We start from the raw sequence: 8,074 nt of genomic DNA, 5'->3' as shown, positions 1-8,074 counted from the left end.
TCAACGCGTTCGCCATCACGTTCGCCGGACGGTTCGAAAGAACCACCAACTAATGAAAACCGCCGGAACCCACACACCGTATATCGGACAGACCCAGCGTTGGGGGTTTAAGGGGTGGTCGGTGAGAGAGCGTTGGGGTTTAGGGGGTGGTCGGTGAGAGAGCGTTGGGGTTTTAAGGGGTGGTCGGTGAGGGAGCGTTGGGGTTTAGGGGGTGGTCGGTGAGAGAGCGTTGGTTCATGTGGGGTTGGCCGGGGCTTAACCGGGGGCCGGTAGCGTCGGCGGCGTGCGGGGTGATTTCACGGCTGGGGAGAACGTACGACGGCGGTATGTCGCCTTGGGGGACTCGTTCACCGAGGGCGTTGGCGACCGGAGCGCCGTGCTGCCCAACGGTGTGCGCGGCTGGGCGGACCGGGTGGCCGAAAAGTTGGCCAAGGCTGAGCGGGGCTGGGAGTACGCCAACCTCGCCGTGCGCAGCAAGCGTCTCCGACAGATCATCGATGAGCAGCTTGAACCGGCGCTGGCCATGGAGCCCACGCTCATCACTCTTTACGCCGGCGGCAACGACATCCTGGATTTCGGCACGGACATGGAAGCCCTGCTGAACGATTACGAACTCTTCGTCGCCAGGCTTGCCGGGACCGGTGCAACCCTGGTGCTCTTTACCGGCTACGACGTCAAAGTGTCCGCGGTCCTGGAACCGTTCAAGAAGCGCAACACCCAGTACAACCAGAGGGTCCGCGATGTCGCGGAGAAATACGGCGCGATCCTGGTGGACTATTGGTGCTTCGACGCCTACCACGATCCCCGCATGTGGGCAGCGGACCGGCTGCACATGTCCAAGGCCGGTCACAAGTACTTGGCCGCGCGCGTCCTGGACCAACTGAACGTGCCGCACAAAATTTCGCCCAAGGAATGGGATCCGCCCACCCGGATGGGCCTGCGCGAGTGGGAACGCAAGCAACGCCGCTGGGTCAACGACTGGGTGCTGCCGCTGTTCGGACGCAAGCTGCGTGGCGTCACGCTGGGGGATTCCCTGAGCCCGCGGTGGCCGCAGCCCGTCAAGGTTCCCCGGAAGGGTGGGCTCAAGAAACTCATGGAAGAGGCCAACACGTGAAGCAGCCCATAAGGTTCGTGGCCCTGGGCGATTCCTTCACGGAAGGAGTGGGGGACAACGATCTCCGTTTGCCCAACAATTGCCGCGGTTGGGCGGACAGGGTGGCGGAAGAGCTCGCGCGCCACGATCCTGCCACCCGCTACTCCAACCTCGCCATTCGGGGCCGCCGTCTCCAGCGGATCATCAATGAACAAATCGAACCGGCCCTGGCCATGCAGCCAACAGTGGTCACGTTCTACGCCGGCGGCAACGATCTCCTGATGGCCCGCCTGAACCTGGCCCGGCTCATGCAGGACTACGAACAGGCAGTAAGGCGCATCAAGGCCAGCGGCGCCACGGTGGTGCTCTTCACCGGGTACAACGTGCCGCTCTCACCGTTGCTCGAACCGCTGAAGCTGCGCACGGCCATCTACAACAGGCACATCCGCCGCATCGCCGCCGCGTACGGGACGCTGCTGGTGGACTATTGGTGCTTCGAGAAGTTCCAGGATCCGCGCATGTGGTCTCCCGACCGCCTGCACATGTCCCGGCCCGGCCATTGCTACATGGCCAAGAAGGTGCTGGAAGTCCTCGGTGAGCCGCACAACCTGACGTCGCCGGCATTCCCGCCGCCGCGGTCGCGGACGTTTACGGAAAACATCGCCGACGACGTTTCCTGGCTTAAGCGCGACGTCGGGCCCTGGCTTTCGCGCAGGGTCCGTGGAGTGTCCAGCGGCGACCGCCTGGGCGCGCGGTGGCCGGAACTCATGCCAGTGGTGCTCCCGGAGAAACTGGGTACTGCGAAGGCACGGCCTCAGGAATCCAGCAGGTTCTCGTAGCCGTCGGCGACGCTGGTGGCCGTGAACTCGATGATTTCGAAGTCAGCTACACCGTTGCTGTAGAAGGGATCCTTGGACAGTGACTCATCCAAGGTGATCCGGTCCGCATTGGAGAGCAGGACTCCGCCGATGGCCGGAACGCGACGTCCGGACGCAAGGAACACACCGGCGTCGAACGCATCCTTAAGCCAGGCCATGTGACCGGGCCTGTGGAAGTCGACGATTTCGTCGGGAACTTTGTAGGTCAAGGAGACTACGAACATGTGGCCAGCCTACCGTTTGGGCGGTCAAACACTGATGAAACCGGGGATTCTCCTAAGATGGACCCATGACTGAACCCCGCTGGCTGAACGCTGACGAACGCCGTGCCTGGTTGGCCCTGCTAAGCATCAATACTTTGCTTCCCGCAGCACTGGATACGCAGCTTCAATCGGCCGGGAAACTGTCACTGTTCGATTACAACGTGCTCGCGATGCTGTCCGAAACCGAGGGACGTTTCCTGCCGATGAGCGAGCTGGCGGCCCGCACCAGCGCATCCCTTTCACGCTTGTCGCACGTGGTCACCAAACTCCAGAAACGTGGATGGGTGGAGCGGCAAGCGCACCCCCGCGATGCCCGCGTCACCGTTGCCCACCTGACCGAGGCAGGCATGAACACCATTGTGTCGCTCGCGCCGGCCCACGTGGAGTCGGTGCGCACGCTCATGATGGACTCCCTCAGCACGGAAGACGTTGCCGATTTGGCCCGCATCGGCGAGAAGATTGTGGCGCGGCTGGACAACAACCACTGGATCCTCCGGGACGCGCAGGCCTAGGGACTTTGTAGGCCACAGTGCGCGGGTGGCAGACTGGCGGCATGGAATTTTCTGCGCGCTATGTTGCCTTGGGGGATTCGTTCACGGAGGGTGTCGGCGACGCCGATGCCACCCGCCCCAATGGGGTCCGCGGTTGGGCTGACATCGTGGCCGGGCAGCTTGCACGCAGCAACGAAGGCTTCGGTTACGCCAACCTGGCCATCCGCGGCAGGAAACTGCGGCAGATCATGGCCGAACAGGTGGATGCCGCCGTCGAACTCAGACCCACTCTGGTGACCCTGTACGCGGGTGCGAACGACATCCTGCGGCCCAAGATCGATATTGACTCGCTGCTGCAGGATTACGACGCCGGCATCGCCAAGTTAAGCGCGACGGGCGCAACGGTGGTCCTTTTTACCGGTTTCGATGCCCAGAGTTCCAAGGTCTTCAGCACCATGCGTGGCCGGACTGCGATCTACAACGAACTGGTCCGCGAAATCGCAGAGCACCACGGGGCTTTGTTGGTGGACTACTGGCGCTTCGATGAATACGACGATTGGCGCATGTGGGACACCGACCGTATGCACATGTCCACCGCCGGGCACCTGAACATGGCCAAGCGCGTGCTGGAGGTTTTGGAGCACGAGCACGTGATCGAGATTCCGGAGATGGCACCGGAGCGCCTCCTGAGCCGCTCCGAGGCTGTGCGGGAAAACGCCAAGTGGGTGCGGGAGTTCGCAGTTCCCTGGGTGGTCCGCCGCGTGCGGGGCACGTCCTCCGGGGATGGACTGAACCCCAAGTTTCCGGAGTTGGTCCGGCCGCTGTAGCCGTCCTAGGCGGCGCTGCGGAACCCGGGCGTTGCCATCAGCGTGTTTTCTTTGCGGACGGCCAAAACCTCCACGCCCCACTTGTCGACGGCGAGATCCAGCATCCGCGTGCCGCCGGCCACGATTGCCGTTGCCAGCACGTCGGCCGTGACGATCTCCTCTGCCGCCACTGTCACTTGGAGGAACTCCGGTGGCGCAGTGCCCACAGCCCAAATGTGTTCCCCGCGTTCCGCTGATCCGGACGTTGCCACGGCACTCAAACCGGCTTTGCTCCCCGGTCCGAGGGGATAGGCGCCCAACATTGCCTGCCGGTCCATCGGATCAACAATCCCGGCCAGCCACGGTTGCCCCGATCCCGGAGAACCGCTCACAATGACGTCCCCGCCGGCATTGAGGCACCAATCATGCAGGCCAAGGGCAGCCAAGGTGAGGGCAGCTTCGCGCATGGCTTGGGCCTTGACGATCCCGGACAGGTCCAGGATTCCGTCGGGCCGTTCCGCAGTGAAGGCGCCTTGAGTGGCCAATCGCCATTCCGTCGCCTCGGCATAACTCGCCTGCATGGACTCGGAGGCGTACGGAAGGGTCAGTTCGCCGCGGGCCAGGCGGCTGGCTTCGGAGCCCTCCCGGTACAGGCTGAACGTCAGGTCCAGTTCGGCAAAGATGGTCCCAACGACGTCGACGGCGGATTCGAGTTCGTCGACGGCCGTTTGGGCGTAGTTTCCGCTCGCCACCGTCAGGCTCACCACGGTGCCCATGCTGCGGAACGTGCGGGCCCGGAGCTGCTGTCCGTTAGAAGTGGGCTGCATCGAGGGCCGCCTGGAGGGACGTGAGGTAGGCGTCGCTGGTTACTGTTGCGCCGCCCACGGTCTGAACGGAGGCCGATTGCGCCTGGAGGACTTCCGAGCGCAGCACAGGAGCGGCCCGGCTGCTGATCTGGGCGGACTTCCTTTCGGCATCGGTCAGCTGGAGCGCGGTGACCTCGGTGATCTTTCCGCCTTGGATGGTCACCTGGACCTGGACTGTACCGAAGCGGGTCTGGACCGCCGCGCCGTCGTAAGTTGCCGCCGTCGTACTTCCGCCGGTGGTGCCACCGGAACTGGTGCCGGTGCCGCCTGCCGTGCCGGTGCCGCCTGCCGTGCCTGTGCCGCCTGCCGTGGCACTGCTGCTGAGGCTCGTGGTGGTAGCCGTGCCGGTGTCGGCCACGTGCGCTCCGGACTGCCAACCCGCCAGGAGGATTCCCGCGGAAGCAACCGCGGTGGCCATTGCTGCTCGAAGTCTCACCAGTCGAACCTTTCGTAGTGGAGTTGTTCTGCCGGAACGCCGGCAGCTGTGACATCGCGGATCACTGCTTCCGACCACGCTGCAGGGCCGCAGACGTACACATCGGCGTTGGCGATTCCCGGCGCGTAGGACGTGAGGTTGAATCCCGACTGGACCGCCGACTGCGGCAGCCAGCGGTGGTTGCCGGCCGATCGGGGACCGGTCAGGTGGAAGAGCGTGACGCCGCGGGCCTGGCACAAGGCCATGATTTCCTGGCCCAGGAAGAGCTCGGAGGCGTCATGCCCCCGGAGCAGGACAGTGGCGTTGCCGGGCTTGAACGGCGTGGATTCGAGCAAGGATCGCAACGGTGTGATGCCGATTCCGGCGCCGATCATCACCACGTGGTTGCGGGCGCGGGCAGCTGTGCTGAACATTCCGTATGGTCCCTCGATGGCCACTTTGGTGCCGGGACGGAGGCGGGCCAGTTTGGCCGAACCGTCTCCGAGGTTCCGGACCGTGACGCGCAGTTTCCCTGCTTGGCCCGGCGCTCCCGGTACAGGCTCGGCTGACAGGCTGAACGGGTGGGCTTCCCTCCAATACCCGGGGGCCAGGAACCGCCAGAAGAAGAACCTCCCACCGGAACCGGACAAACGCTCCAGATGCAATCCACTCATCTCGATGCTGAACACATCCGGGGCCACCCGGACCACGCGGCTGACCGTGAGCTGGTGCCTGAAGGTTGCGATGATGGGCTGGACCACGCGGTAGGACGCGAGGGCCACGCCTGTCGCGATGCAGAAGACCATCCAGTACCACCGCTGCCACGTGCCTTCGGCAAAAAGGCCGCCGACGCTGAACTGGTGCGGGATCGCCGTCGCCACGGCTGCGTAGGTGAGCAGATGGATGGCGTACCAGAACTCATAAGGGAACTTTCGCCTGACGGCCACAAGTGACGTCACCACGACGGCGATGAACAAGGCCATGGCGACAAACGCCAGCCACATGTCCGGCACGTTGACCCAGAGCGATACTGATTCACTGATGGGGTCCAGCCCCTCGGCCATGCCGTAGCCGACCGCGATCAGGAGCCCGTGGGCGAGCAGAAGGTACGACGCCGGCTTGCCCAGCTTCTTATGGACCTCGAGTGCGCGGTCGTGCCCGATGGTGTTACCGATGAACGGGATCCGCGCCGCCAGCAGGAGCATGAGCAGCACCAGGTCCATGCCCACCAAACCCGCCACGATGCCCAGGTTCGTCGCTGCTCCGGCGAGGGTGGTGAAGCCCGTCGCGCCGCCGTCGGCGAGCCACAAGGCCACCGCCGCCACCGGCGACAACCACGCGAGGACGCCCAGGACATCCCTCCTCGCCAGCCGCCGTCGGGCCTGTGGATTAAAGCGTTCGACGGCGGCGGGTGCGGTCCGCGGGGCCGGCGAAGGGGGTTCCTGCGCGGGTTCTTCCGCAGCAGCCCGGGGTGTCAGTAGCGATGTCATGAATCAAGACTCGCCGCGCATCCTTTCGATCTGCTGTGAAAGGGCTAGAGCGGGCTTATGATTCCTGATTGGTCTTAATTTGGCCGTGCCCGTAGAATAGTTAGGCGCTAGGTAGTGCGGAGCGTGTGCAATTGCTCCGGTTGGCGGTAAATGTCGGTCTGACTGACATCCCGTGGGCCGGTAGTTAGGGGCTCAAGTTGCGTGCATCCCTGTATTCGCCCAGTATCCCAGGATCTGCTGCAGTGGTTTCCACTGCCCTGTTCTGAAACCTTCTCTTGCCGCGTCATTGCGGATGGATGTGGACTGGACGCGGACGCTGCCTGTCGCACGGTACTGCAGGAAGATCCTGCACGCCGTTACATCAAATTTTTTGGAGGAGAGTCATGGCAGCACACTGCCAAGTGACCGGAGCCGAGCCGGGCTTTGGACACAGCATTTCGCACTCGCACCGCCGCAACAAGCGCCGGTTCGATCCGAACATTCAGAAGAAGCGTTACTGGGTTCCGTCCCTGCGCCGCAACGTCACCCTGACGCTGTCGGCCAAGGGCATCAAGGTAATTGACGCACGAGGCATCGACGCGGTCGTCGCCGAGATCCTGGCACGAGGAGTAAAGCTCTAATGGCAAAGGACAAGGACGTACGTCCCATCATCAAGCTCAAGTCCACTGCGGGCACGGGCTACACCTACGTTACGCGCAAGAACCGTCGTAACGACCCGGACCGCCTGGTCCTGAAGAAGTACGACCCCAAGATTCGCCAGCACGTCGAATTCCGAGAGGAGCGCTAAACACATGGCTAAGAAGTCCAAGATTGCTCGCAACGAGCAGCGCAAGGTCATCGTAGAGCGCTACGCTGCCAAGCGCCTCGAGCTGAAGAAGACCCTGGTTGACCCCAACGCGTCTGACGAAGCCCGCGAAGCTGCACGCCTCGGCCTGCAGAAGCTGCCCCGCAACGCCTCCCCGATCCGTCTGCGTAACCGCGACCAGATCGACGGCCGTCCCCGCGGCACCTTCCAGAAGTTCGGTATCTCCCGCGTTCGCTTCCGCGACATGGCTCACAAGGGTGAGCTGCCGGGTATCACCAAGTCTTCCTGGTAAGCACCTAGCTCTCTAAAGAGGCCGGTAACCGTCATGGTTGCCGGCCTTTTTGGTGTTTAACGCGCCGTTGCTTGGTGCTTAGCGCGCCGTTGGCTTGGTGCTTGACGTGCCGTTGGCTTGGTGCTTCGTGCCGTGGCGTGCCTGCCTTCCCGCCCAATCGCCGCCTCCCCTTCCGGACGCTCTCTCACCGAACCGCCGTTTCCGCCGGATGCTCTCTCACGGAATCGCCGTTTCCGCCGGACGCTCCCTTCTTGGTTGGCTGTGATGGGGTTCACGAGGGTTGGTTTTGGTTGTTTGTGGGTTTTTTGTCGGGTTGGTGGTCTGGTTTGCGGTGTGTTTTCGGGGTTTTTGTGTGGAGTTGGGGTGGATTTGTGTGGGGGCTGGTTGGCGTGTAATGTTTTCTGAGTCGCCGCGAGGGAGACAGCGTGAAGCTGGGTACCGCGGGTGGCAAACCCCCTTTGATAACGGCCTGAAAAACGGTGCGCTTTCGAGCGTGTCAGTTATCGGGTGGGGCCGATGATCGGTTCGGGAATAGCGGTAACGCTGGTTTGCGAAGTTTCGGTTGATCGGGTAAGTTTGGAAAGTTGCTCCGGAGCGATCTGGTGGCCTGTGTGGTTGCTGGTGGTGCTGGTTAGTGTCTGTTGTTTGAGAACTCAATAGTGTGCCAAGTTTGTT

The 8,074-nt window shown here is 63.1% G+C and carries 11 protein-coding genes; 7 read left to right on the top strand and 4 right to left on the bottom strand.

Features of this window, described 5'->3' with window-relative positions:
• Positions 1-283: 283 nt before the first annotated feature.
• Complete coding sequence (locus tag ACIQT2_RS23875) at positions 284-1,114, top strand: SGNH/GDSL hydrolase family protein (protein WP_402951738.1); 831 nt, start codon at positions 284-286, stop codon at positions 1,112-1,114.
• Positions 1,111-1,932, top strand: a complete 822-nt coding sequence (locus ACIQT2_RS23870; protein ID WP_402951735.1) for an SGNH/GDSL hydrolase family protein — start codon at positions 1,111-1,113, stop codon at positions 1,930-1,932. Before ACIQT2_RS23875 ends, ACIQT2_RS23870 begins: the two co-directional genes overlap by 4 nt.
• Here ACIQT2_RS23870 and ACIQT2_RS23865 read toward each other — a convergent pair.
• Positions 1,908-2,195, bottom strand: coding sequence for a YciI family protein (locus ACIQT2_RS23865; protein ID WP_402951732.1), 288 nt, complete (start codon positions 2,193-2,195; stop codon positions 1,908-1,910). The two genes, ACIQT2_RS23870 and ACIQT2_RS23865, sit on opposite strands and share 25 nt — an antisense overlap.
• 65 nt (positions 2,196-2,260) lie before the next feature.
• Between ACIQT2_RS23865 and ACIQT2_RS23860 the strand changes: the two genes are divergently transcribed.
• Both ACIQT2_RS23860 and ACIQT2_RS23855 read left to right on the top strand, forming a co-directional pair.
• Complete coding sequence (locus ACIQT2_RS23860) at positions 2,261-2,746, top strand: MarR family winged helix-turn-helix transcriptional regulator (protein WP_400337856.1); 486 nt, start codon at positions 2,261-2,263, stop codon at positions 2,744-2,746.
• A gap of 41 nt (positions 2,747-2,787) precedes the next feature.
• Positions 2,788-3,552 (top strand): SGNH/GDSL hydrolase family protein, encoded by a 765-nt coding sequence (locus ACIQT2_RS23855; protein ID WP_402951728.1) that lies wholly within the window; start codon positions 2,788-2,790, stop codon positions 3,550-3,552.
• Positions 3,553-3,557: 5 nt separating this feature from the next.
• Here ACIQT2_RS23855 and ACIQT2_RS23850 read toward each other — a convergent pair whose 3' ends face one another.
• From ACIQT2_RS23850 to ACIQT2_RS23840, 3 genes are read right to left on the bottom strand one after another with little or no spacing between them, the layout of a single operon-like run.
• Complete coding sequence (locus ACIQT2_RS23850; RefSeq protein WP_402951726.1) at positions 3,558-4,358, bottom strand: FAD:protein FMN transferase; 801 nt, start codon at positions 4,356-4,358, stop codon at positions 3,558-3,560.
• Positions 4,342-4,833 carry an FMN-binding protein gene (locus ACIQT2_RS23845; RefSeq protein ID WP_402951723.1) on the bottom strand — a complete coding sequence of 164 codons (492 nt, stop codon included), beginning with the start codon at positions 4,831-4,833 and terminating at the stop codon, positions 4,342-4,344. Before ACIQT2_RS23845 ends, ACIQT2_RS23850 begins: the two co-directional genes overlap by 17 nt.
• Entirely contained in the window at positions 4,830-6,302 is a 1,473-nt protein-coding gene (locus tag ACIQT2_RS23840; protein ID WP_402951720.1) for a ferric reductase-like transmembrane domain-containing protein, read from the bottom strand. The genes ACIQT2_RS23845 and ACIQT2_RS23840 overlap by 4 nt, the downstream gene beginning before the upstream one ends.
• A 383-nt stretch (positions 6,303-6,685) precedes the next feature.
• On the opposite strand from ACIQT2_RS23840, the gene rpmB reads away from it, so the two are divergent.
• Genes rpmB through rpsN form a run of 3 tightly spaced genes read left to right on the top strand, consistent with a single transcriptional unit; the run spans position 6,686 to position 7,399 of the window.
• Entirely contained in the window at positions 6,686-6,922 is a 237-nt protein-coding gene (rpmB, locus tag ACIQT2_RS23835) for a 50S ribosomal protein L28 (protein ID WP_387435675.1), read from the top strand.
• Positions 6,922-7,089, top strand: coding sequence for a 50S ribosomal protein L33 (gene rpmG, locus ACIQT2_RS23830; protein WP_003798558.1), 168 nt, complete (start codon positions 6,922-6,924; stop codon positions 7,087-7,089). The genes rpmB and rpmG overlap by 1 nt, the downstream gene beginning before the upstream one ends.
• A gap of 4 nt (positions 7,090-7,093) precedes the next feature.
• Positions 7,094-7,399, top strand: coding sequence for a 30S ribosomal protein S14 (gene rpsN, locus ACIQT2_RS23825; protein ID WP_021474711.1), 306 nt, complete (start codon positions 7,094-7,096; stop codon positions 7,397-7,399).
• The last annotated feature ends 675 nt before the right edge of the window (positions 7,400-8,074 follow it).

The sequence above is a fragment of the Paenarthrobacter sp. NPDC090522 genome, from assembly GCF_044769225.1.
Taxonomy (GTDB): Bacteria; Actinomycetota; Actinomycetes; order Actinomycetales; family Micrococcaceae; genus Arthrobacter.
This window is presented reverse-complemented; position numbering and strand designations above follow the sequence as displayed.

What these genes read in the sequence shown, in the direction of transcription:
- ACIQT2_RS23865 (WP_402951732.1), bottom strand. Translation starts at nt 2,195, where the DNA reads ATGTTCGTAGTCTCCTTGACCTACAAAGTTCCCGACGAAATCGTCGAC.
- ACIQT2_RS23860 (WP_400337856.1), top strand. Translation starts at nt 2,261, where the DNA reads ATGACTGAACCCCGCTGGCTGAACGCTGACGAACGCCGTGCCTGGTTG.
- ACIQT2_RS23855 (WP_402951728.1), top strand. Translation starts at nt 2,788, where the DNA reads ATGGAATTTTCTGCGCGCTATGTTGCCTTGGGGGATTCGTTCACGGAG.
- ACIQT2_RS23850 (WP_402951726.1), bottom strand. Translation starts at nt 4,358, where the DNA reads ATGCAGCCCACTTCTAACGGACAGCAGCTCCGGGCCCGCACGTTCCGC.
- ACIQT2_RS23840 (WP_402951720.1), bottom strand. Translation starts at nt 6,302, where the DNA reads ATGACATCGCTACTGACACCCCGGGCTGCTGCGGAAGAACCCGCGCAG.
- rpmB (WP_387435675.1), top strand. Translation starts at nt 6,686, where the DNA reads ATGGCAGCACACTGCCAAGTGACCGGAGCCGAGCCGGGCTTTGGACAC.
- rpmG (WP_003798558.1), top strand. Translation starts at nt 6,922, where the DNA reads ATGGCAAAGGACAAGGACGTACGTCCCATCATCAAGCTCAAGTCCACT.
- rpsN (WP_021474711.1), top strand. Translation starts at nt 7,094, where the DNA reads ATGGCTAAGAAGTCCAAGATTGCTCGCAACGAGCAGCGCAAGGTCATC.